Annotated in this window: 16 protein-coding genes; 3 read left to right on the top strand and 13 right to left on the bottom strand. The window is 65.4% G+C overall.

All coding sequences use genetic code 11. The features are described from left to right. Positions 1 to 48: 48 nt before the first annotated feature. From BLR29_RS18500 to BLR29_RS18490, 3 genes are all read left to right on the top strand, one after another. A complete protein-coding gene (locus BLR29_RS18500; RefSeq protein ID WP_092138486.1) occupies positions 49 to 1425 on the top strand; it encodes an L-serine ammonia-lyase in 1377 nt (458 codons plus the stop codon). A gap of 70 nt (positions 1426 to 1495) precedes the next feature. Continuing rightward, positions 1496 to 2242, top strand: coding sequence for an MBL fold metallo-hydrolase (locus tag BLR29_RS18495; RefSeq protein WP_092138485.1), 747 nt, complete (start codon positions 1496 to 1498; stop codon positions 2240 to 2242). Positions 2243 to 2281: 39 nt separating this feature from the next. Next, positions 2282 to 2752 (top strand): OsmC family protein, encoded by a 471-nt coding sequence (locus BLR29_RS18490; protein ID WP_092138484.1) that lies wholly within the window; start codon positions 2282 to 2284, stop codon positions 2750 to 2752. 21 nt (positions 2753 to 2773) lie between these two features. On the opposite strand, the gene BLR29_RS18485 is transcribed toward BLR29_RS18490, so the two are convergent. The 13 genes from BLR29_RS18485 to BLR29_RS18425 all read right to left on the bottom strand — a co-directional run bounded on the left by BLR29_RS18485 (position 2774) and on the right by BLR29_RS18425 (position 23765). Continuing rightward, a complete protein-coding gene (locus BLR29_RS18485) occupies positions 2774 to 3889 on the bottom strand; it encodes a YbdK family carboxylate-amine ligase (RefSeq protein ID WP_092138483.1) in 1116 nt (371 codons plus the stop codon). Beyond that, positions 3889 to 5103, bottom strand: a complete 1215-nt coding sequence (locus tag BLR29_RS18480) for a cation:proton antiporter (protein ID WP_092138626.1) — start codon at positions 5101 to 5103, stop codon at positions 3889 to 3891. Before BLR29_RS18480 ends, BLR29_RS18485 begins: the two co-directional genes overlap by 1 nt. 186 nt (positions 5104 to 5289) lie before the next feature. Further along, positions 5290 to 7290: a hypothetical protein gene (locus BLR29_RS18475; RefSeq protein ID WP_176860990.1), complete on the bottom strand. Its 2001-nt coding sequence runs from the start codon at positions 7288 to 7290 to the stop codon at positions 5290 to 5292. A gap of 188 nt (positions 7291 to 7478) precedes the next feature. Beyond that, positions 7479 to 8630 (bottom strand): branched-chain amino acid ABC transporter substrate-binding protein, encoded by a 1152-nt coding sequence (locus BLR29_RS18470; RefSeq protein WP_092138482.1) that lies wholly within the window; start codon positions 8628 to 8630, stop codon positions 7479 to 7481. Positions 8631 to 8786: 156 nt separating this feature from the next. Beyond that, positions 8787 to 12758 carry a trifunctional transcriptional regulator/proline dehydrogenase/L-glutamate gamma-semialdehyde dehydrogenase gene (gene putA, locus BLR29_RS18465; protein WP_092138481.1) on the bottom strand — a complete coding sequence of 1324 codons (3972 nt, stop codon included), beginning with the start codon at positions 12756 to 12758 and terminating at the stop codon, positions 8787 to 8789. Between the two features lie 186 nt (positions 12759 to 12944). Beyond that, entirely contained in the window at positions 12945 to 15254 is a 2310-nt protein-coding gene (locus BLR29_RS18460; protein WP_092138480.1) for a primosomal protein N', read from the bottom strand. A 518-nt stretch (positions 15255 to 15772) separates the two neighbouring features. Further along, positions 15773 to 16858: a uroporphyrinogen decarboxylase gene (gene hemE / locus BLR29_RS18455; RefSeq protein ID WP_092138479.1), complete on the bottom strand. Its 1086-nt coding sequence runs from the start codon at positions 16856 to 16858 to the stop codon at positions 15773 to 15775. A 90-nt stretch (positions 16859 to 16948) separates the two neighbouring features. Further along, entirely contained in the window at positions 16949 to 17905 is a 957-nt protein-coding gene (locus BLR29_RS18450) for an alpha/beta hydrolase (protein ID WP_092138478.1), read from the bottom strand. Between the two features lie 839 nt (positions 17906 to 18744). Then, a complete protein-coding gene (locus BLR29_RS18445) occupies positions 18745 to 19161 on the bottom strand; it encodes a F0F1 ATP synthase subunit epsilon (RefSeq protein WP_092138477.1) in 417 nt (138 codons plus the stop codon). 96 nt (positions 19162 to 19257) lie between these two features. Beyond that, on the bottom strand, positions 19258 to 20661 hold the full coding sequence (gene atpD, locus BLR29_RS18440) for a F0F1 ATP synthase subunit beta (RefSeq protein ID WP_092138476.1): 1404 nt from the start codon (positions 20659 to 20661) through the stop codon (positions 19258 to 19260). A 33-nt stretch (positions 20662 to 20694) separates the two neighbouring features. After that, positions 20695 to 21570: a F0F1 ATP synthase subunit gamma gene (gene atpG, locus BLR29_RS18435; RefSeq protein ID WP_092138475.1), complete on the bottom strand. Its 876-nt coding sequence runs from the start codon at positions 21568 to 21570 to the stop codon at positions 20695 to 20697. A gap of 71 nt (positions 21571 to 21641) precedes the next feature. Beyond that, positions 21642 to 23183 carry a F0F1 ATP synthase subunit alpha gene (gene atpA, locus BLR29_RS18430; RefSeq protein WP_092138474.1) on the bottom strand — a complete coding sequence of 514 codons (1542 nt, stop codon included), beginning with the start codon at positions 23181 to 23183 and terminating at the stop codon, positions 21642 to 21644. 39 nt (positions 23184 to 23222) lie between these two features. After that, positions 23223 to 23765, bottom strand: a complete 543-nt coding sequence (locus BLR29_RS18425; protein WP_092138473.1) for a F0F1 ATP synthase subunit delta — start codon at positions 23763 to 23765, stop codon at positions 23223 to 23225. Between the last annotated feature and the right edge of the window lie 2 nt (positions 23766 to 23767).

Here is a 23767-nt window from a genome sequence, read left to right as displayed (position 1 = left end):
GCGCGCCATCCAGATCCCCGATCCACACCGCAATCCCAGGAGTTCACCGTGGCTGTCAGCGTCTTCGATCTGTTCAAGGTGGGTATCGGCCCCTCGAGCTCCCATACCGTGGGGCCGATGCGCGCCGCCCTGATGTTTGCCCACGGGCTGGAGCGCGATGGCCTGCTGCCGCAAGTGGCCAGCGTGCGCGCGGAACTGTATGGGTCGCTCGGGGCGACCGGCAAGGGCCACGGCACCGACAAGGGCGTGATTCTGGGCCTGATGGGCGAGACGCCCGACACCGTCGACCCGGACGCGATTGACGGCAAGCTGGCCGCCCTGCGCGCCAGCCGGACGCTCTCGCTGCTGGGCAAGCATGCCGTGCCATTTGTCGAGCGCGATCACATTGCGTTCTATCGTCGCGAAGCCTTGGCCGAGCATCCCAACGGGATGAAGTTCCACGCCTACGACACCAGCGGCGCATCGTTGCGCGAGGCACGCTATCTCTCCGTCGGCGGTGGTTTCGTCGTCACGGCCGGGGCCCCCAATACGCACGTGCTGGCCGCCGAGCAGCAACTGCCCCACCCGTTCCGCAGCGGACGGGCGATGCTGGAAATGGCGCATGCCAGCGGCAAATCCATCGCCCGCCTGATGATGGAAAACGAGCTCGCGTGGCGACCCGAGAACGAAGTCACCGACGGCCTGCTGCACATCTGGGATGTGATGCAGCGCTGCGTGGTGCGTGGTTGCCGTACCGATGGCGTGCTGCCGGGGCCGTTCAAGGTTCGCCGCCGCGCTCCGGAGCTCTACCGCAGCCTGACCGAGCGCGCCGAGCGCACGCTGTCCGATCCGCTGTCCGTGATGGACTGGGTCAATCTCTATGCGATTGCGGTCAACGAGGAAAACGCCGCCGGTGGCCGCGTGGTCACCGCGCCGACCAACGGCGCCGCGGGCATTATTCCTGCGGTGCTGCACTACTACGACCGCTTCGTGCCCGGCGCCAGCCGCGAGGGCGTCGTCGATTTCCTGCTGACGGCGGGCGCAATCGGCCTGCTGTACAAGCTCAACGCGTCGATTTCGGGCGCCGAGGTCGGCTGCCAGGGAGAAGTGGGCGTGGCCTGCTCGATGGCGGCGGGCGCGCTGACGGCGGTGCTTGGCGGCACGCCGGAACAGGTCGAGAACGCCGCCGAGATCGGTATGGAGCACAACCTCGGATTGACCTGCGACCCGGTGGGCGGCCTGGTCCAGATTCCGTGCATCGAACGCAATGCGATGGCGTCGGTGAAGGCGGTCAACGCGTCGCGCATGGCGTTGCGCGGCGACGGCACACACTATGTCTCGCTCGATTCCGTCATCAAGACGATGCGGGAAACGGGCGCGGACATGAAAACCAAGTACAAGGAGACGGCGCGGGGCGGGCTGGCCGTGAATATCGTGGAGTGCTGACGCACTCGATTGTGCCTCCGGGCCGGCGTATCATTGGCGACACCCCCGGTTTGCCAAAAAGAAAACGGCCATGCAGACCTTCCATCAGCTGTTCGACGAGACGTCGTCCACCTTCACCTACCTGCTGGTCGATGCCGATACGCGCGAAGGCTTGCTGATCGACCCCGTCGACCGGCAATACGACCGCGACCTGGCCGTGCTGGCGGACGCCGGTGTCCGGCTGAAATGGGTGATCGAAACTCACGCGCACGCGGACCACATCACCTCGGCAGGCCGCCTTGCCGTGCAGACCGGCGCTCACACCGCGGCGCCATCGGGCTGCGACATCAAGCCCGCGCAGAAACAACTGATCGACGGCGACACCGTCACATTCGGCAATCAGGTCCTGCGCGCGATCCACACGCCGGGCCACACGGCCGGCAGCATGAGCTATCTCTGGGAAGAGCCAACGCCAGACGGCGTGGTCCGGCGCATCTTTACCGGCGACGCCTTGCTGATCGACGGTTGCGGCCGCACCGATTTCCAGTCCGGCGACGCCGGCACGCTGTTCGACAGCCTGACGCAGAAGCTTTTCCGGTTGCCCGACGATACGCGCGTCTACCCGGCGCACGACTACAAGGGCCGCACCGAATCCACCATCGGCCATGAGCGCGCGCACAACAGCCGCGTGGCCGGCCGCACGCGCGACGAATTCATCACGATGATGCGCGGGCTGAACCTGCCGCGCCCGAAGATGATCGACGTGGCCGTGCCGGCCAACCAGCGCCTCGGGCTCGTCACCGGCCGGGATGGCGAAAGCGTGCCGCACGGCGCGTGACCGCGCGGAATCCTTTCCTGTCAAAACGGAGTCACACGCATGTCCGAGTACACCGCCGAAGTCCTGTGGCAACGCAACGAAGAGGACTTCCTCGGCAACCGCTACAGCCGCAGGCATCTGCTGCGCTTCGACGGCGGCATCGAGGTGCCCGGGTCGTCATCGCCCCACGTGGTGCCGCTGCCGATGTCCGACGCGAACGCGGTGGATCCCGAGGAGGCGTTTATCGCCTCGCTGTCGGCGTGCCACATGCTGTGGTTTCTGTCGCTGGCGGCAAAGCAGCGCTTCTGCGTCGATCGCTATGAGGACAAGGCGACCGGCCGGATGGAAAAGAACGCCGAAGGCCGCATGGCCATGACCGTGGTCACGCTGCGTCCGGACGTCGTGTTCTCCGGCCCGCTTCGGCCGACGCGCGAAGATATCGACCACCTGCACCACGCGGCCCATGACGCCTGCTTCATCGCGAACTCGGTCAGGACCGATGTGCGCTGCGAGCCCGTCTATCCGGCGTAGCACCACGGGCGCTGTCTGCCGTCAGGACTCCCAGCTTTCGCACGTCCGCCGCACGGTCTCGCGCAGGCTGTGCGCATCGGCGTCCACCGTGCGAACCCAATGCGCATCGTTGTCACGGCTGGACGCCAGCGCCCGGATGTTGGCCAGCGCCGGCAGCGACCCCAATGCTTCCGCATGTGGCACCAGCGCATCGCAGATCGACAGGATGTGATCGGCAATCGGCATGCGCGTGAGTTCGTTCGGATGCACGTACTCGCCCTCCAGCCCGAAGCGGCACGCCTGGAAGCGGTTGAACGTGTAGACGAGGTAGTCGTCCTCCTGCGGCATGAAGGGACGCGACAGCAACAGATAGCGCGCCAGCGCCTGGATGTAGGCGGCGATATCGCAAGCGCGCTGCACCGTGAGCGGCGTGTCCATCACGCGCACCTCGATCGTGCCGAACTCCGGTTTGGGACGGATATCCCAGTAGAAGTCCTTCATGCTCTCGATCACGCCCGTGTTGCGCATCTTGTTGAAGTACGCCGTGAAGGCGTCCCACGTCAGCACGTGCGGCGCGCGCCCGCTCATCGGGAAGGCCGCCACCGAATTCAGGCGCGCCGACGCGAAACCGGTATCCACGCCCTGCACATAGGGTGACGAGGCCGCCAGCGCAATGAAATGCGGCACGTAGCGGCCGATGGCATGCAACAGGAACAGCGACTCGTCCGCGCTGGGGCAGCCGATGTGCACGTGCTGGCCGAACACCGTGAACTGCTTGGCGAGGTAGCCGTAGAGTTCGGAGATGTACTGGTAGCGCGGCGAGTCGGAAATCGTGCGATCCGACCATTGCTGGAACGGGTGCGTGCCGCCGCCGCAAATACCAAGATTCAGGGACCGCGATGCATTGACCATCAGGTCACGCATGACGGTCAGCTCTTCCAGCGCCTGCGCATAGTCGTGGCAGATGCCGGTGCTGATCTCGATCATTGACGGGCTGATCTCGGGCTTGATGTCACCGGCATGCTGCGCTCCCTTGAGCGCACGCAGCAGGTCCGGCGCAAACGGCGCGAGGTCGTAGTCGTGCCGGTTGACGAGCTGCAGTTCCAGCTCGACGCCGAAGGTCAGCGCCTCCGAGTGCTTGAACGGTTCGAGCGACATCAGCGCCCTCCTCCATTTTCGCGCGCCTCGCCTGCGTAGCGCAGCGCCCAGGCCGCGATGATCGGGCCCAGCAGTTGTTCGATGGCCAGCGCGCACAGGATGATCGACGTCAGCGGCGCGCCCGTGCCCGGATACAGCCGGGCCACATCGCTCATGAGCAGGTAGGCCAGGCCGGACATCGGCGCCAGCGCCAGGCCCAGCGCCATGCACTGGCGCAGGCTCAGGCCCGAGAACGATCCGAGCGACACCACGCCCACCAGCTTGGCCACATGACGCAGCACCACCAGCGCGACGGCCAGTGAGCCGCCGATCACCCAGTCACGCGCGGTCAGCGGCAGGCCCAGCGACACCACCATCACAATGATCAGCAAGCTGCCCGCGCTGCCGAAGTGCGTGGGCCACACGTGCGGCTGACGATCCTGATGCTTGAAGACCACGCCCGCCAGCATCAGCGTCAGCGGCATGGACAATTTTAGGACGCGGGTCAGTGCCAGCGTGAACAGCACGAGCCCCACCAGCACCAGGAAACTGTAGTGATCGTCGGCGGACATCCGCGCATAGAGCGCATGTCCCAGCTTGCCGACCACCCATGCCAGCAGGCACGAACCCACCAGCAGGTACAACGGATGCAGCAATGCGGCGCCCAGGTTGCCATATTCCGAGTGGAGCCAGCCGGTGGCCACCTGCACGATCGCCGCCGCGTAGATGCTGTTCAGCGCCGACATCGCCATCAGGCGCTCGGTGACCTGGCCTTCGGCGCGCAGCTCATTCTTGAGCTGCAGCACGATCGTCGGCGAGGTGCTGACCGCGATCCCGCCCGCGAGGATCGCGACGCCGGGCGACGCCCCGAGCCATTGCAGGACCGTGGACACCAGGCCCCACGTCAGCAGGCTCTCGGCCGCGCTCGTAAACAATAGCCAGCGGTTGGCGCGCAGCCAGGACAGCGACAGGCGGTGGCCGAGTTCAAACAACGCCAGCGCCAGCGCCATGTCGATCAGGATGCGCGTCTGCGCAATCATGTTCTCGTCGACGATGCTGCGGCCGAGCATGCCGGCGAACAGTCCAATCACGGCGTAGCCGACGATGCGCGGGCAGCCCAGCCAGCGGCGACAGACCTCTCCGGCCAGGCCCGCGCCCACCAGCGCGAGACCCACCCAGAACAGGCCGCCCGGCGCCAGCGGCAAGGAGGGAAATAGTTGGCTCAATCCATTCATGGCCGACATGGTAACGGAAGCACTTGCATTTCCGTGTCGGGGTTTGTCCGACACTGCTTGCAATGTGCCGGCAACATTCGTCAAATCAAAATAAAAAACGCCATCTCCCGGGATGGCGTTTTTGTAGGACTTTCAAAATTCAGAATCGGGGCGGGCCTTGCCGCCCCGTCCGGATCACCATGCGCGCTATACGCCCCACAGCTTCCATTTCGGACGCGTCGCCTTCAGGCCGGCCTCGACCTTGGCATGGAGTCCCCGCGTGCGACCCGTCTCGGCACCTTGCGCGCGGGCGCGCTCGAACCACGCCAGGGCAGTCTCGCGCTGCCCCATGCCCAGTGCCGCCTGCACCGCATTGAGATACGTCTCGGCGTCCCAGTCATCCCGCGCGGCCAGGGCCATCTGGAAATCCGTCAGGGCTTCGGGAAAGCGCTCCGCGGCGACGTAGAGCTTCGCCCGCTGCACGCGCGGCGGCGCCTGGTCGGCGGGGTCGCCTTCCGTCAGCGACACGGCCTGATCGAACAACGGCAGCGCGCGTTCGGTATCGCCGAGGTCGCGCCAGATCTGGCCAAAGCGGTTGAACAGCCACGCGTCCTCCACCAGCAAGGCGCGGCGCTGCAGCGTCTCCAGCTCCGCCGTCGCGTCGGTCTTGTCGTGTTCGTCCATCGTCGCCATGCCGGACTGCAACAGCGCCGCGTAGTGCGCGCGCGCATGGGCCATCGCGTGGGCGGCTTCACTGCGTGCCTCGACCGGCAGCGCATCCAGCCGCGCGTCCATATGCGTGAGCGCGGCGCTGGCGGATTCGGTCGGCTCCCGCCCGCCGATGGCACCCCATGCCGCCACCAGACGGCTGAACGCCCAGGTCACATCCGCCGGGTTGCGCTCCACCGGGTAGCGGTTCAGCACCTGGCCGGCCAGATCCACCACCTGCTGGGGCTGGCCCGCTGACGCATAGGCATCAAGCAGGTCGATCCAGTGGTCGATGAAATCGCTGGCCACCATGCCCTGCCGATGCAGTGCGATCTTTTCGTCGAGGTGCGTGGCGTCCGCCGGCATCGTGCGCGCCAGCAGGCGGCACAGCATCGAGTAGAGGTGCGGATCGGCGTTGCCGCCGTGCCCGTCCGCATCCCCCTCGCCCGTGGCGAAGTACGCCTCGAAGCGCTCCAGACCCTTGCGGCAGGCCAACTCCATCACCGGCTTGAGCGTGGCCTCGGATTGCGGCACCTCGTCGATGAATGCGCCGAGCGCGGTAGCCGCGTGGAAGTACGCCGCGCCGTCATCGGCGTCGGCGGTCATGGCAAAGCTGCTCCACGCCGGCGGCGGCACGGGTGTGCCGGGTGCGGCGGACGCGTTGGCCTGGTGGCGCCAGGTCAGTTCGCGTACCTGTGCCTGCGGGTCCGGGCGCTGGCGAAGATAGGTGGCGAGGTCATCGAGTGCTCCGGCGCGATCACTGCCCAGCCGCAGGGGCGCGCGCAGCCGGCGCGCTTCGGGATGGTCGGCTTGCTCGGCCAGCACACGCTCGGCCTGCGCGGCCGCCAGCGCATCGCCGGCTTCGGGCGTGAGATCGAGCAATTCCGGGGAATCCAGCGCGATCCGACCGAGGCAAATGCGCAGCAGCGGCTCGCCGAGCTGGCCGGCGGCATCGGCGCGCACGACGTAGTCCTGCACGAGTGGCAGGATGTCCGAGGCGCCAAGGTCGGGCGCGCGATACAGCAGGTCGTGCCAGTAGCGGCCGGCCAGCGGGAAATCGTTGAGACGGAAGGCAACAAAGCCGGCGTAGAAGTGCGCGGCCCATTCCCCGGAAGCCAGTCCGTTGCGCCGCGAAGCCTCATGCAGCCATGGCAGGGCCTCGGTATCCCGGCCCGCGCGCATCAGCAGTGTGCCGTAGAGATGCGCCAGCGCGCCGCGCGACGCCCAGCGGTGGACGGGCTCCAGCGGCAGGGACGAGAGCTTGGCCATCGCCTCGTCGAGCGTGGTCAGCGCGGCCGGCGTATCCCCGCGATCGGCGTGCAATTGCGCGCGCAGCGCGGCATAGTCCACGACTTCGGGGTGGGCCTCCCAGAGCTGGTCGGCAATCCGCAGCGCCTCGTCATAGCGCTCCGCGTTGGCTAGCGCGATCGCGTGCTCGTAACGGACTTCCTGCACGGACGGCTCCTTCTGGAAATATGCAAAGGCGGGATTATGCGCCATCGCCGCGTCGCACCATGGAGAAAACAGGGGGAAAAACCGGTGTGATTCCGGTTGCGGAGCGCGACGTCGGCTGCTCCACGGCGTGTGTGGCGGCCGCGCCCAAAAAAACGCCACCCCGCGGGGTGGCGTCAGTTCTGCAACCGCGCCGACCGGAGGAAAGCCAGTCGGCGGGCCTGATGTCGGCCGGCTTACTTGCCGCCGACGGTTTCCAGCACGGTCCACTTGCCGTCCACGACCTTGTAGACGGTGATGCCGCCGTCCTTCAGGTCGCCACGGGCGTCATAGGCCAGCGTCTTGGTCGTCACGCCCTGCATGCTGGTTGCGGCCAGCACCGGCAGGTAACGCGCCGGGTCGGCCGAACCGGCCTTGATCATGGCGGTCATCATGGCCGTGGCGCCGTCATAGGCGTACGGCGAGTAGGTCTGCACCTTGCTGCCGAAGCGCTTCTCGTACTTCTTCTCGTACGCCGAGCCACCCGGCATCTGGTCCAGCGGCAGGCCGGCCAGCGACACCACGGTGCCGTCGGCAGCGTTGCCGGCCAGCTTCAGGAAGTTGTCGGTCTTGGACATTTCGCCCGACACCAGCGGGGACTTCAGACCCAGTTCCTTGACCTGCTTGGCCATCGGGGCCGACTGCGTCTCGGCGCCGCCGTAGAAGATCACGTCCGGGTTGCTGCGCTTGATGTTGGTCAGCACGGCCTTGAAGTCCACCGCCTTGTCGTTGGTGAACTCGCGGCGCACGATCTTGCCGCCGGCGGCCTTGGCGGCCTTCTCGAACTCGTCTGCCAGGCCCTGGCCGTAGGCGGTGCGGTCATCGACGATGGCGATGTTCTTGGCACCCAGCTTCTTCACCACGAAGGCGCCGATCACCGAACCCTGCTGGGTGTCGGAGGTCATCATGCGGAACGTGGTCTTGAAGCCTTGCTTGGTGTACTCGGGCGCGGTCGCCATGGCGATCTGCGGAATGCCGGCGCGGTTGTAGACCATCGACGCCGGGATGCTGGTGCCCGAGTTGAAGTGACCGAGCATGCCCTGGATGCCGGAATCCACCAGCTTCTGGGCCACCACGGAACCGGTCTTCGGATCGGCCTGGTCGTCTTCGGAGACCAGCACGAACTTGACATCCTTGCCGCCGATCTTCGGCTTGGTGGCGTTCATGTCCTCGATGGCGAGGACAACGCCGTTCTGCATGTCCTTGCCGTACTGGGCCTGGCCGCCGGTCATCGGGGCGGCAAAGCCCAGCTTGATTTCCTGTGCCTGCGCGAATGCGGCCGAGGCGGTGGTCAGGCCGGCGAAGGCCATGGCAACGGTCATGGCCGTCTTTTGGAATGTCGAGCTCATCAGTTCTCCTTGGGTCCCATAGGGTGCCATATGGTGCCGGTGTCGGCATTTTTGCGGGTCGGCGTTGGCAGCACCGCTCCGTTCCTGGGTTGCGCGACGGGGTCAGGATCGCCGGCCCCCGCCACGCACTTCGATGACACGTCAGCCGGGTTGGACTCAGCCGATCGTCATCAGACTTGCATTGCCGCCCGCCGCCGCCGTATTGACGGACAGCGAACGCTCGATCAACAAACGCTCCAGCGCAACATTCGGTTCACCGTGGGCGAGCCCCTGCACGCCGACAATCGGACCGGGCCGCGTCGCCACCTGTTCGCAGACGGTACGAAGCTGGTCGGAATCGCCGTGATGCAGCACCGCGTCGATGCCGGTGTCCGCGGCCATCCAGTCGGTGACCAGGCGGACGCGCGATTGTACTGCCTGGGGCAGCCGCGCCAACAGGCTCTTTGCCAGTGTGGTGTCCGGCCACAACGCCTCCGCGCCCACAGCCAATACCGCGGCCAGTTGCACGGCCAGGTCGGCTTCCTGCTGGGCCAGGCACAGCACGCGCTCGCGCGGCAGCAGGGAATAGGTGTTGCGCTCCCCGGTCGGGCCGGGCAGCGTCACGGACAGGCCGGACGGGCTGGCGGCGGCAAAGCGGTCACAGGCGGCGGCCAGCTCCGGGCTGTTGCCCTGGGCCCAGGTCTTGAGGGCCGCCAGTTCCGGCGAGAGCGGGGCTTGCGGCGCGGGCGCCGTGCCCCCGGCGACATCCGCCGCGCGCACCACCCGCACCACGGCGTCCTGCGGGCAGACCGACAGCAGGCGGTGCAGGTACAGCGGGCCGCCCGCCTTGGGGCCGGTGCCGGACAGGCCTTCGCCGCCGAACGGCTGCACGCCCACCACGGCGCCGACGATATTCCGGTTCACATACAGGTTGCCCACGTGGGCGCGGTTGACGATATGGGCGATGGTTTCATCGATCCGCGTATGGATACCCAGCGTCAGGCCGTAGCCGGTGCCGTTGATCTGGCCGATCATCGTGTCGAGGGCCGCGCGCGGGTATCGCACCACGTGCAGCACCGGACCGAAGACCTCGCGCTGCAGTTCCTCGAGGCTGTCCAGTTCGATCAGCGTCGGCGGCACGAAGGTGCCGTGACGGCAGGCGGCCGATTGCGCGGCGTCGGCGTCGGCCTGGTGGACACGACGGCCCTTGGCGCGCATCGCCTCGATGTGGCGGACGATGTTGCCGCGCGCTTCTTCGTCGATCACCGGGCCCACGTCGGTCGACAGGCGATCCGGGTTGGCCAGCGTCAGTTCGCCCATTGCGCCCTTGAGCATTTCCAGGATGCGGTCCGCCACGTCTTCCTGCAGACACAGCACGCGCAGCGCGGAGCAGCGCTGGCCGGCGGAATCGAACGCCGACGAGACGACGTCGCCCACGACCTGTTCGGCGAGCGCCGACGAATCGACGATCATGGCGTTCTGGCCGCCGGTCTCGGCGATCAACGGGATCGGCCGGCCCGCGGCGTCCAGCCGGCCGGCGACGTTGCGTTGCAACAGCCGCGCGACTTCGGTGGAGCCCGTGAACATCACGCCCTTGACGCGCGCATCGCCCACCAGCATCGCGCCGACGGTTTCGCCACGGCCCGGCAGCAGCTGCACGGCACCGGCCGGCACGCCGGCTTCGCGCAGCAGGCGCACGGCCTGCGCGGCGATCAGCGGGGTCTGTTCGGCCGGCTTGGCCAGCACCGGATTGCCGGCGGCCAGCGCGGCGGCCACCTGACCGGTGAAGATCGCCAGCGGGAAGTTCCACGGGCTGATGCAGACCACCGGGCCCAGCGGGCGATGGGTGTCGTTGGAGAAGGTCTCGCGCACCTGCACGGCGTAGTAGCGCAGGAAGTCCACGGCCTCGCGGACTTCGGCGATGGCGTTGGAGAACGTCTTGCCGGCCTCGCGCATGATCGTGCCCATCAGGGACTGCATCTGCGCTTCCATCAGGTCGGCGGCGCGTTCCAGCGCGGCGGCGCGGACCTCGGGCGGCGTGGCCTGCCAGATCGGCGCCACGTTGACGGCGGCGGCCAGCGCGGCCTCGATCTCGGCGGGCGTCGCTTCGCTGACCTGGCCCACCACGTCGCGGTGATCGGCCGGGTTCAGTACTGGTGCGAACACGGCGTCGGCGCGTGGCACCTCGGCGCCCAGCAGCGGCTCGGCGCGCACGGTGTCGCTGGTGCCGGCCAGCAAGGCCGACGAGAGCGACGCCAGGCGATGCTCGTTCGACAGATCGATACCGGCCGAATTGGCGCGCGACTTGCCGTACAGCCCGCGCGGTTGCGGAATGCGGGGGTGGGGTTGGCCGAGCACGCCTTCGTCGCGATGCATCGCCTCGACCACGGCAACCGGGTCGGCGACGAGCTCGTCGAGCGAGATCGTGTCGTCGGCAATGCGGTTCACGAAGGACGTGTTGGCGCCGTTCTCCAGCAGACGGCGCACCAGGTACGCCAGCAGCGTCTCGTGCGTACCCACGGGTGCGTAGATGCGGCACGGGCGGTTGAACTTGCCGTCCGCCACGGGGCCGACGACCTGGTCATACAGCGGCTCGCCCATGCCGTGCAGGCACTGGAACTCGTACTGGCCGGGATAGTAGCTGTGGCCGGCAATCTGGTAGATGGCCGACAGGGTGTGTGCGTTGTGCGTGGCGAACTGTGGATAAATCGCGTCCGGCACGGACAGCAGCTTGCGCGCGCAGGCGAGGTACGACACATCCGTATAGACCTTGCGCGTGTAGACCGGGTAGCCCTCCAGCCCATCCACCTGGCCGCGCTTGATTTCGCTATCCCAGTAGGCGCCCTTGACCAGGCGGATCATCAGGCGATGGCGGCTGCGGCGTGCCAGGTCGATCAGGTAGTCGATCACGAACGGGCAACGCTTCTGGTAGCCCTGCACCACGAAACCGATGCCGTTCCAGCCGGCCAGCTCGGGCTCGAAGCACAGGCGCTCCAGCAGATCCAGCGAGATTTCCAGGCGGTCGGCTTCCTCGGCATCGATATTGATGCCGATGTCGTACTGGCGGGCCAGCAAGGTCAGGGACTTCAGGCGGGCGTAGAGCTCGGTGACCACGCGTTCATGTTGCGCGCGGCTGTAGCGCGGGTGCAGCGCCGACAGCTTGATCGAGATGCCGGGGCCTTCGTAGATGCCACGACCGCGCGAGGCCTGGCCGATCGCGTGGATGGCCTGCTCGTACGATGCCAGGTAGCGCCGGGCATCGGCTTCGGTCATCGCGGCCTCGCCCAGCATGTCGTAGGAATAGCGAAAGCCTTCGGCTTCGTACTTGCGCGCGTTGGCGAGCGCCTCGGAGATCGTCTCGCCGGTCACGAACTGTTCGCCCATCAGGCGCATCGCCATGTCCACGCCCTTGCGGATCAGCGGCTCGCCGCCCTTGCCGATGATGCGGGTCAGCGCCTTCGACAGGCCGGCTTCCGTATGGGTCGCCACCAGCTTGCCGGTCAGCAGCAGGCCCCAGGTGGCGGCATTGACGAACAGCGACGGGCTCTGGCCCAGGTGCGACTGCCAGTTGGCGCCGCTGATCTTGTCGCGGATCAGCGCATCGCGCGTGGCCTTGTCGGGGATCCGCAGCAACGCCTCGGCCAGGCACATCAGCGCCACGCCTTCCTGCGACGACAGCGAGAATTCCTGGATCAGGCCCTGCACCAGTCCTTCGCGACCAGTACCTACCTTTTGTTCACGCAGGCGCTGGGCCAGCGTCTTCGCCATCTTGATAGCGGCTTCCCCCTGGATCTGGGGCAGGCGGGCCTGCTCGAGCAACACTGGCACGCACTCGGTTTCCGGGCGACGGTAGGCCGAGGTGATCGCCGCGCGCAGCACGGACTGTGGCTGGATGCTCTGCGCGAATTCGAGGAATGGCTGCGGTGCGGCATCGCCCTGCGTCATCTCGCCGGCATCGGCGGCGTCGGTCTCCGACGTGGCGCCCGGACCCGCTTCGTGCGGCAGGTGGCCGCGCTCGACTTGTTCCAGGTACGTGAAGATCGCCTGCTTGATAAGCCAGTGCGGCGTGCGGTCGATGGATTGGGCGACGCGCTTGAGGCGGTCTCGCGACGCGTCGTCGAGCTTGACGCCGAGGGTAGTGGTGGCCATGCGAGCAATTCTCCGTAAGGCGGGAAAGGCAGCGGGTTCTACCGGCACGCAACGGGCGCGCAGGGTCCCACAGCTTCCGGGGCTGGCGCGATCTTACTCTCGGCAAATCAAAAGGTGCAACCTAGTGCAACCCCTTAGCACGGCGATGGTGCAACGGTTGCACACACGCCACATTCCACGCATCCGTCAAATCCGCAACGGATCGATTTCCAGTTGCCAGCGCACGCCCTTGACCTGCGCGGCAACCTGATCGAATGTTTGCACCCACTCGCTGACAAAACGTTGCAGTACGGGACGCGCACCCGCCTCCACCAGCATCTGGGCGCGCTCCTTGTTGAAAATCCGCACCATCGACATCGGCACGGGATCGTGCAGTTGCACCTCTGGCGCCATCGCGCACGAATCGGCCTGCTCGCGTGCAGCCAGCAGGAACGCCAGCGCACGTTCCAGTTGCCCGTGCTCGGCGGTGACCAGCACCTGGTACGCGAACGGGGGCAACCCGGCCTGGCGCCGCTCGCGCAACTGGCTGGCGGCGAATCCATCATAGTCATGCCGGGCAAGGGCCTGCAATGCGGGGGCGTCCGGATAGCGGGTCTGGATCAGCACTTCGCCGGCCAGCCCCGCCCTGCCCGCCCGGCCGGAAACCTGCATCAGCGATGCGAAGAGGTGCTCGGCCGCGCGGAAGTCGTGACTGAACATCGCCGCGTCGGGATGGACGATGCCAACCAGCGTCACACGCTGGAAGTCGTGGCCCTTGGCGACCATCTGGGTGCCGACGAGGATATCGACTTCCCCCGCGTGGACATCGTCGAACATGGCCTGGGCGCTACCCTTGCGACGGGTCGAATCGGCGTCGATCCGGGCGATGCGGGCCTGTGGAAAACGTGCGGCCAGTGCTTCTTCGATCCGCTGCGTGCCGCGCCCGAGTGGCGCAATATCGACATTGCCGCAATCCGGGCAGTGATGCGGCACCGGGGATTCCAGGCCGCAATGGTGGCAACGCAGCCGGCGCTCGGGCCGGTGCAGCACCATGTACGCGGAGCAGCGCGGGCATCCTGACAGCCAGCCGCAACTGTCGCAGGCGATGACGGGCGCATAGCCGCGCCGGTTCAGGAACAGCAGGCTTTGCTGCCCGCGATCCAGCCGCTGCTGGATCGCATCGATCAGGGGCACCGACAGGCCTTCGTAGAGTGGCCGCTGGCGCTGGCGCTCGTGGTTCAGGTCGACAAGCCTCACCACCGGCAGCGCGGCATCCGCCTGTGCGCGTTCGCGCAGCACGAGCTTGCGGTACGCCCCCTGCTCCGCGCGATACCAGGTTTCCATCGACGGCGTCGCCGAACCCAGCACGATCGGAATCTTCAACTGGTTCGCACGCCACACAGCGAGATCGCGCGCGGAATAGCGCAGGCCCTCCTGCTGCTTATATGACGTGTCGTGCTCTTCATCGACGACAATCAGGCTGAGCTGCGGCATCGAGGCCATCACGGCCATCCGTGTGCCCAGCACGATGCGAGCCTCGCCGCGATGTGCGGCCAGCCATTGCAGGCTGCGCTCCTGATCCGCCAGTCCGCTGTGCAGCACGGCCAGCGGCCACTGGGGGAAGCGCGCGGCGATGCGCGCCTGCAGTTGCGGCGTGAGATTGATTTCAGGCACCAGCATCAGAACCTGCGCGGCGGGGTCGGCCGCCAGGATGCCGGCCGTCGCATGCAGATAGACCTCGGTCTTGCCACTGCCGGTCACACCATGCAGCAGGAACGCCGCGAATCCGTCCGCCGCTTCGATGGCGGCCACGGCCTGGCGTTGCTCGTCATGGAGCGGCGGCGCCACGGACGGCGCCTGATCCGGCACGATTTCCAGGAGCGGCCGGGCGACGTTGCCGGATTCCACCCAGCCGGACTCCACCCATTCGGCCAGCCTCGCCGGCGCAGCGGTGCATAGTTCGCGCGCATCGGCCAAGTCGATCCAGCTGTCCGTCGCCTCCAGCGCCTGCGCCAGTGCGTGGACGGTGCGGGCGCGCGCTGGCGCGGCGGCCAGGAGCGCCTCGGCCTGCCCCGGGCGTACCCGGTACTGCGTGGTCTGCGCGCGCTGGCCGAGGCGATCCCACGTGTCGGATTCACGCAGCGATGGCGGCAGCGACGGCAGGATCACCTCGCCAAGACGTCGGTGGTAGTAGCGGGCTGCGAATCGGGCCAGCGCGATCCATTCCGCACTCACCGGCGTCAGCCAGTCGAGCCGGCCGGCCAGCGGGCGGAGGCGGTCGACGGGCACATCGGAGGATGTGGCCAGTTCAATCACAACCCCGACCAGATGACGGCGGCCGAACGGCACGACGACCAGCTGGCCTGGGGTGACGGGTTCGTCGGCGAGGTAATCGAAACAGTCGTCGGCCGGGGTATCCAATGCGACCCGCGCGACCGTGAACGATTGCTCAGGCCGCGTCACGGGGGTTGTTGTCTGTAACGTATTCGCCACAGCCGCAGGCTGTCCGGTGGTCATCGGCAGCCCCCTGAGTGGTGCACTGCGGTTGCGCATTCGTTGTGCATGCGGCGGCGGGGCGACTTGGCGCGGAGGCTCTGTGTGCGGCGCAACATCAACTTAAAGTAAAACTTCAAATGTGACCCTAAGTCGATGATCCATGAATGGTTTTCCACGTCCGTCGCCATGCCTGTGGATAACTTTGTTGAAAAGTCGCGCCAACTTCCCGCCAAGGCGCGCAGATCAAGGGTTTTATCGCGCTCGCAACGTCCGTTGCAGAAGATTCAAAGTCTTATGAATCAATGACTTGCAAACACCCCCCCAACTGAGTTAAGGGGTTACCCGCTCGTGCACTGCCGCAAACCTATCGGTGTGCATAAGTCAAGCCTTGACAGCAAGCGCCTGGCACCTTTTTGGCGAAAAAACGCAAAATAGTTTACTTGACAGGGATCCCGGCGCGCCTCCCGCGGCACAGGCGCGTACAGCCAACCGGATCGCTGCGGCGCGGGGAAAATCGGCGCTCCAGGCAGCCACTGACGTCAGGCGGCCCGAAGCTTGCGGCTGTAGCCGTGAACCTCGTCCACCAGGACCGCGACGCTCTCCGGGGGCGTGAACTGTGAAATACCGTGGCCGAGGTTGAAGATGTGCCCATCGCTGCCCCCACCGGCTGCGTAACTGTCCAGCACGCCACGTACTTGCGCCCGGATGGCGGCCTCGGGCGCAAACAGCACTGTCGGGTCGATGTTGCCTTGCAGCGCGACGCGGCCACCGGTCCTCTGGCGGGCCTGCGTCAGATTCACGGTCCAGTCCAGGCCGATTGCATCCGGTCCGGTTTCTGCGATTTGTTCCAGCCAGATCCCGCCGCCCTTGGTAAAGACGATGACGGGGATGTGCTGGCCGTCGTGCTCGCGCTTCAGGCCGGCGAGCACGCGGCGCATGTAGTCCAGCGAGAACGTCTGGTACATCCCGTCGGCCAGCGCGCCACCCCAGGTATCGAAAATCATGACGGCCTGGGCGCCGGCGTCGATCTGGGCATTCAGGTACGCGGATACCGCCTGCGCGTTGATGTCCAGGATGCGGTGCATCAGGTCCGGCCGGCCGTACATCATCGCCTTGACCGTGCGGAAGTCGTCCGAGCCGCCGCCTTCCACCATGTAGCAGGCCAGCGTCCACGGGCTGCCGGAGAAGCCGATCAGGGGCACTCGCTGGCGGCCGTCTTGCACAAGTGCGCGGCGGATCTCCGCGACGGCGTCGAATACGTACTGGAGTTCACCCATGTCGGGCACGGCCAGCTTCGCCACGTCGGCCTCCGTGCGCAGCGGGTGTGCAAAGCGCGGGCCTTCGCCCTGCGCGAACGACAGGCCGAGGCCCATGGCGTCCGGCACGGTGAGAATGTCCGAGAACAGGATCGCGGCGTCCAGCGGGTAACGGTCCAGCGGTTGCAGCGTCACTTCGGTGGCATAGGCCGGATTCTTGGCCAGCCCCAGGAAACTGCCGGCCCGGGCGCGCGTGGCGTTGTACTCGGGCAGGTAGCGACCCGCCTGGCGCATCAGCCAGAGCGGTGTGTACTCGGTCGGTTGCCGGCGCAACGCGCGCAGGAATGTGTCGTTCTGCAATGCGGTCATGGTCATCCTCGTAAGACCGCCATTCTAAGGGATGCCCGCCGGCTCACGGGGAGCGGCGGGCCGATGTCGATGATATGAGTCAGTGGCGCGTTACGCGTCGTCGAAAATGCTGACGAACGCATCCGCGGCGCGCCGCATCCACTCGCGCGCACGCGGTGCATCCGGCTGGAGACGGGCAAAGCCGTGCGTCATGCCACTGGCCTCGATCGTGATGACCGGCGCGTCATGGCGCACCAGGAAATCAGCGTAGGCCAGGCCGTCGTCGCGCAGTACGTCGTTTGCCGCCACCAGCACGACAGTGGCCGGCGGCAACTGGGTCGGCACCTCGGCCATCAGGTGGATCCGCGCGTCGGTCTGGTCCGCACCACGCGCCAATTCATCGGCACCGATGAACTGGGTCCAGAACCACGCCATTTCATCGCGTGTCAGGCCGGGGCCATCGGCAAAGGCGCGGTAGCTTTCGGTGGTCAGCACAGGTGCCGTCACCGGATAGATCAGCAACTGGGCGTTGACGACCGGCGTGTCGGACTTTGTGTTGACGTCTCGCGCAGCGATGGCGGCGAGATGGCCACCGGCGCTGTCGCCGGCCACGGCCAGGAATCCGGGTGCGACGCCGAGTTGTCCGCGTGCGTCGGCCAACCAGCGCACTGCGGCAATGGCATCGTTGCAGGGGGTTGGGAATGCGAACTCGGGCGCCAGGCGATAGTCGACACTGGCCACCACGCAACCGGTATCGGCGGCAAGCAATGCGGCGACCGTGTGGTGGGTCTGCGGAGAGCCCACAACCCAACCACCACCGTGGAAATAGACGATCAGGCGGGGGCGGTCCACGCCGGCCGGCCGAAACAGGCGGACCGGGAGCTTGCCGTCTGGTACGGGGATCTCGAGATTCTCGACGACCATGCCCTCGGGATTCGGAAGGACGGATTGCGCGGCCACTTCTTCGAACCTCGCACGGCGCGCGGGCGCATCAATGGGCACGGGCAGACCGGCAAATTGGTCGGCCATGCGGCGATAGTAGGCAAGAATCTGGGGATCGATGGCCATGTGCGTCGGCGGAAAGTGCGGGAACCGCGCAAGTGTATACGGGGCCGATGTCCCGTACCTACATCAGCGCTCAGGTCGGCCGGCAGGTGAAAAGCGGTCCATCCAGCGCACCAACCGTTTCTAAACGTAACGATGAATGCGCTACCGAACACAAAATCAGAAATCGGAATTTCTTTATCCCCCGAAAGTGGGGAATGCGTATTTTGGTATCGGAAAAAACGTAATGCATTCAGTACGCTAGCCGCGCATTGTCTTAACAATTACACGCTCAGAAACGGCTGCGTGGAGTGGCGAAGAAGATGCGAGAAGCAAACAAAAGTGGTTAAAACGCCGTATTTTTGCTTGCAGTCCTTTCAACTTCTTGCAAAACGATACATTTTGTTACTGCCATCCCAGGAAGTTTCCCCCACAATGCATTGACACACCAGCCACTGGGGTGTGACGCCCCTACCTGTAAATCATTGATAAATAAGGCGGGGCGGAAGAAGAAAGCCCTAGGCAGTACCCGATTTTCCGGACCAGCAGATTTGTAAATCCGCTGATCCGGAGCACAGGAAGACCGACGGCGCGAGGCTTGAGATTCCCTTTGGGAACCCTGACCTGGATGCGGAGAAATGACTCCGATGCGCTTGTAGTGGAATCCTGGACCGAACCCGTTCCTTCGAATTGACCCCTCGAAGGGATTTTCCCGTCCGCGCGGAGCCTCCCCGGCCCGCGCGCTTTTTTTTGTGGTCCAGGCAGGAAAATATAGCGTCCACCTGACAAAAAAGGCAGCCATCCGGCTGCCTTTTTCTATGTCGCGCCCAAAAAACAACAGGCGCGCCAGTACTACCAGGTGCTTACTTCTTACGACGCAGACGGGCGATTGCTGCCAGTTGCGCGGCGGCCACCGCCAGCTCGCTCTGGGCGCGAGCCAGGTCCAGGTCGCCGCTCTGGTTCTGCATCAATTCCTCGGCCCTGCGCTTGGCTTCCTGCGCCTTGGCCTCGTCCAGGTCGCTACCGCGGATGGCGGTATCGGCCAGCACGGTGATGTGCTTGGGCTGGACTTCGAGAATACCGCCGGCAACGAACACGAACTCTTCGCTGCCGTCTTCCTTCTCGATGCGCACCGCACCCGGCTGGATACGGGTGATCAGCGGCGTGTGGCCCGGCAGGATACCCAGTTCACCCGTCTCGCCCGGCAGCGCAACGAACTTCGCCTGACCGGAGAAGATCGACGCTTCCGCGCTGACGACGTCTACAAGAATGGTTGCCATGTGAAATCCTTTGTCCAATCGCTCTACCCTCGGCGGTGAGGCACGCGATGTGCCCCACCGCCGTCACCGCCCAGGGGCGGCAACGACGGGCAAGGCTTACTGGAGCTTCTTGGCCTTCTCGAAGGCTTCGTCGATCGAGCCGACCATGTAGAACGCCTGCTCGGGCAGGTGATCGCATTCGCCATCCACCAGCATCTTGAAACCACGGATGGTTTCCTTCAGCGGCACGTACTTGCCCGGCGAACCCGTGAACACTTCGGCCACGTGGAACGGCTGGGACAGGAAACGCTGGATCTTACGAGCGCGGTTCACTGCCAGCTTGTCTTCCGGCGACAGTTCGTCCATGCCCAGAATCGCGATGATGTCGCGCAGTTCCTTGTAGCGTTGCAGGGTCTGCTGAACGCCTCGTGCGACGTTGTAGTGCTCCTGGCCAACGACGTGCGGGTCCATCTGACGCGAGGTCGAATCGAGCGGATCCACGGCGGGGTAGATACCAAGAGCGGCGATGTCACGCGACAGCACCAGGGTCGAGTCCAGGTGCAGGAAGGTGGTGGCCGGCGACGGGTCGGTCAAGTCATCCGCGGGAACGTACACGGCCTGGATCGAGGTGATCGAGCCCGTCTTGGTCGAGGTGATGCGCTCCTGCAGCTTGCCCATTTCTTCAGCCAGCGTCGGCTGGTAGCCCACGGCGGAAGGCATACGGCCCAGCAGTGCCGACACTTCGGTACCAGCCAGCGTGTAGCGGTAGATGTTGTCGACGAAGAACAGGATGTCGCGGCCCTCGTCGCGGAACTTCTCGGCCATGGTCAGGCCGGAAAGTGCCACGCGCAGACGGTTGCCCGGCGGCTCGTTCATCTGGCCGAACACCATGGCCACCTTGTCGAGCACGTTGGAGTCCTTCATTTCGTGGTAGAAGTCGTTCCCTTCACGGGTACGCTCGCCCACGCCGGCGAACACCGACAAACCGCTGTGCTGCTTGGCGATGTTGTTGATGAGCTCCATCATGTTCACGGTCTTGCCGACGCCGGCACCACCGAACAGACCCACTTTGCCGCCCTTGGCGAACGGGCAGATCAGGTCGATCACCTTGATGCCGGTTTCCAGCAGGTCGGTCGAAGGCGACAGTTCGTCGAACTTCGGTGCCGCCTGGTGAATCGCGCGCCGCTCGTCAGAAGCGATCGGGCCGGCTTCGTCGATGGGGCGGCCCAGCACGTCCATAATGCGGCCCAGCGTGCCTTGACCCACCGGCACCGAGATCGGCGCGCCGGTGCTCTTCACCGCCATGCCGCGGCGCAGGCCGTCCGACGAACCGAGGGCAATGGTACGCACCACGCCGTCGCCCAGCTGTTGTTGCACTTCGAAAGTCAGGCCCTTCTCGGCGAACGAAGCGGTGTTGCTGTCTTCCAGCACGAGCGCCTCGTACACCTTCGGCATTGCGTCGCGGGGGAACTCGATGTCCACCACGGCGCCAATACACTGCACAATATTTCCGATACTCATTTCGTATCTCCGATAGCTTGAATTCTTGACGCCTTAGACCGCAGCCGCACCGCTGACGATTTCCGACAGTTCCTTGGTAATCGCGGCCTGACGGGTCTTGTTGTAGACCAGTTGCAGTTCGCCGATCACGTTCTTGGCGTTGTCAGACGCAGCCTTCATGGCCACCATGCGCGCCGATTGCTCGGACGCCATGTTCTCGGCCACGGCCTGGTACACCAGTGCCTCGACGTAGCGGACCAACAACTCTTCCACTACAGTCTGGGCGTCCGGCTCGTAGATGTAATCCCACGAGTAGGCGCGCTTTTCATCTTCGGTCTGGGCCAGCTTGTCGGCGGCGAGCGGCAGCAGCTGCTCAACCATCGGTTCCTGCTTCATCGTATTGATGAACTTGGTGTACGCCACGTACACCGCGTCGACTTCACCATTGGTGAATGCGTCGAGCTGAACCTTGATCGCACCGATCAACTTTTCCAGATGCGGGGTGTCACCGAGCTGCACCACATGCGAAACCACCTTGGCGCCGATGCGGCCGAGGAACTGCATGCCCTTGGTGCCGATGGCGGTCGCCTGCACATCCACACCGCGGCCCTGCAGGGTCTTCAGTTCGCCGGTCACTGCGCGCAACACGTTCGTGTTCAGACCGCCGCACAGCCCCTTGTCGGTCGTGACCACGATCATGCCAACGCGCTTGACTTCGCGTTCCTGCATGAACGGGTGCTTGAACTCAGGGTTGGCCGAAGCCAAATGCGCTGCGATATTCCGCACTTTCTCGGCGTAGGGACGGGAATTGCGCATCCGCTCCTGCGCCTTGCGCATCTTGGACGCGGCGACCATCTCCATCGCCTTGGTGATCTTGCGCGTGTTTTGCACGCTCTTGATCTTGGTTCGGATCTCTTTCGTTCCGGCCATATCTTCCTCTCCGTCCGAACCGCACCGCGCGCTGTCATCCAGCGCACGGGCGGTGTCGTGGAATCACGCGGTTAGAACGCGGCGGACTTCTTGAAATCCTCGACAGCGGCACGCAGGGCGGGCTCATCTTCCTTCGAGAGCTGCTTGGTCTCTTCGATGCGGTTGACGAGGTCGGCGTACTTGGTCTTCAGATGGTCGTGCAGGCCCTTCTCGAACGGCAGAATGTCCTTCACTTCCACGTTGTCGAGGAAGCCGTTGTTGGCTGCGAACAGCGACGCGGCCAGCTGCCATACTTGCTGCGGCTGGTATTGCGCCTGCTTGAGCAGTTCAGTCACGCGGCGGCCGCGCTCGAGCTGCTTGCGGGTGGCGTCATCCAGGTCCGAAGCAAACTGCGCAAACGCAGCCAGTTCACGGTACTGGGCCAGGTCGGTACGAATACCACCGGCCAGGTTCTTGATGACCTTGGTCTGTGCTGCACCACCCACGCGCGACACCGAGATACCGGCGTTGATGGCGGGACGGATACCGGCGTTGAACAGGTCGGTTTCCAGGAAGATCTGACCGTCGGTAATCGAGATCACGTTGGTCGGCACGAACGCGGACACGTCGCCGGCCTGCGTTTCGATCACCGGCAGCGCGGTCAGCGAACCGGTCTTGCCCTTGACGGCGCCGTTGGTGAACTTCTCGACGTACTCGGCGTTCACGCGGGCTGCACGCTCCAGCAGACGCGAGTGCAGGTAGAACACGTCGCCCGGGTAGGCTTCGCGGCCCGGCGGGCGGCGCAGCAGCAGCGACACCTGGCGATAGGCCCAGGCTTGTTTGGTCAGGTCGTCATAAACGATCAGCGCGTCTTCACCGCGGTCGCGGAAGTACTCACCCATCGTGCAGCCGGCGTAGGCAGCCAGGTACTGCATGGCGGCCGAGTCCGAAGCGGCGGCAACCACGACGACGGTGTATTCCATCGCGCCGTGCTCTTCCAGCTTGCGCACCACGTTGGCGATCGTCGAAGCCTTCTGGCCGATTGCCACGTACACGCAGAAGACGCCCTTGCCCTTCTGGTTGATGATCGCGTCAACGGCCACGGCCGTCTTGCCGGTCTGGCGGTCGCCAATGATCAGCTCACGCTGGCCACGGCCGATCGGCACCATCGCGTCGATCGACTTCAGACCGGTCTGCACCGGCTGGCTCACCGACTGACGTGCGATCACGCCCGGGGCCACCTTCTCGATCACGTCCGTTTCCTTGGCGTTGATCGGGCCCTTGCCGTCGATCGGCTGGCCCAGCGTGTTCACCACGCGGCCCAGCAGTTCCTTGCCAACCGGCACTTCCAGAATGCGGCCGGTGCACTTCACCGTGTCGCCTTCGGAAATGTGTTCGTACTCACCCAGCACCACGGCGCCGACCGAGTCGCGCTCGAGGTTCAGCGCGAGGCCGAAGGTGTTGCCGGGGAATTCCAGCATCTCGCCCTGCATCACGCCGGACAGGCCGTGCACGCGGCAGATACCATCGGTCACGGAAATCACCGTGCCGGTGTTGCGCACTTCAGCGTCGGCGCCAAGGCCCGAGATGCGGGACTTGATCAGCTCGCTGATTTCTGAGGGGTTCAGTTGCATCACAATGCTCCTAATTCTTCAATCCGTCGGCCGTTGCGGTCAGGCGGTCAGCGTGGCTTGCAAGGCAGCCAGGCGCGCGCGCACGGAGGTGTCGAGCACTTCGTCGCCGACCTTGACGCTCACGCCGCCGATCAGGGACGGGTCAACCGCCACCTTTGCATGCAGCTTGCGGCCGAACTTGCGTTCGAGTGCAGCGACCAGTTCGTTCAGTTGCGAACCTTCCAGCGGGAATGCGCTGGTAATTTCGACGTCGGACGACCCCTCGCGGGCGTTCTTGAGCGCATGGAACTGCTCGGCGATTTCCGGCAATACCGTCAGGCGGTTGTTCTCCGCCAGCAGGTTCACGAAGCGGAGGGCTTCGTCATTGACCGGATTCTTCAGCACCGACAGGAACACTTCCACCACCTTCTGGCTGGAAACGTTCGGATCGTCGGCAAGCGCCTTCATGTCGGGATTGGCAGCAACCTGCCCCATCTCCGACACCAGCTCGGACCATGCACCCAGGTTGCCTGCACCGGCTTCACTGGCGACGCGGAACAGCGCCTCAGCGTAGGGACGGGCAATGGTTGCGGTTTCAGCCATGA

Source organism: Cupriavidus sp. YR651 (assembly GCF_900101625.1).
Classification (GTDB): Bacteria; Pseudomonadota; Gammaproteobacteria; order Burkholderiales; family Burkholderiaceae; genus Cupriavidus.
The sequence above is the reverse complement of the archived record's forward strand: the minus strand, read 5'-3'. Positions and strand labels throughout refer to the sequence as shown.

Coding starts and splice junctions, on each gene's coding strand:
- BLR29_RS18425 (WP_092138473.1), bottom strand. CDS start 23,765: ATGGCTGAAACCGCAACCATTGCCCGTCCCTACGCTGAGGCGCTGTTC.
- BLR29_RS18475 (WP_176860990.1), bottom strand. CDS start 7,290: ATGGCGCATAATCCCGCCTTTGCATATTTCCAGAAGGAGCCGTCCGTG.
- BLR29_RS18490 (WP_092138484.1), top strand. CDS start 2,282: ATGTCCGAGTACACCGCCGAAGTCCTGTGGCAACGCAACGAAGAGGAC.
- atpA (WP_092138474.1), bottom strand. CDS start 23,183: ATGCAACTGAACCCCTCAGAAATCAGCGAGCTGATCAAGTCCCGCATC.
- BLR29_RS18495 (WP_092138485.1), top strand. CDS start 1,496: ATGCAGACCTTCCATCAGCTGTTCGACGAGACGTCGTCCACCTTCACC.
- BLR29_RS18460 (WP_092138480.1), bottom strand. CDS start 15,254: ATGACCACCGGACAGCCTGCGGCTGTGGCGAATACGTTACAGACAACA.
- atpG (WP_092138475.1), bottom strand. CDS start 21,570: ATGGCCGGAACGAAAGAGATCCGAACCAAGATCAAGAGCGTGCAAAAC.
- hemE (WP_092138479.1), bottom strand. CDS start 16,858: ATGACCGCATTGCAGAACGACACATTCCTGCGCGCGTTGCGCCGGCAA.
- BLR29_RS18480 (WP_092138626.1), bottom strand. CDS start 5,103: ATGAATGGATTGAGCCAACTATTTCCCTCCTTGCCGCTGGCGCCGGGC.
- putA (WP_092138481.1), bottom strand. CDS start 12,758: ATGGCCACCACTACCCTCGGCGTCAAGCTCGACGACGCGTCGCGAGAC.
- BLR29_RS18445 (WP_092138477.1), bottom strand. CDS start 19,161: ATGGCAACCATTCTTGTAGACGTCGTCAGCGCGGAAGCGTCGATCTTC.
- atpD (WP_092138476.1), bottom strand. CDS start 20,661: ATGAGTATCGGAAATATTGTGCAGTGTATTGGCGCCGTGGTGGACATC.
- BLR29_RS18450 (WP_092138478.1), bottom strand. CDS start 17,905: ATGGCCATCGATCCCCAGATTCTTGCCTACTATCGCCGCATGGCCGAC.
- BLR29_RS18485 (WP_092138483.1), bottom strand. CDS start 3,889: ATGTCGCTCGAACCGTTCAAGCACTCGGAGGCGCTGACCTTCGGCGTC.
- BLR29_RS18470 (WP_092138482.1), bottom strand. CDS start 8,630: ATGAGCTCGACATTCCAAAAGACGGCCATGACCGTTGCCATGGCCTTC.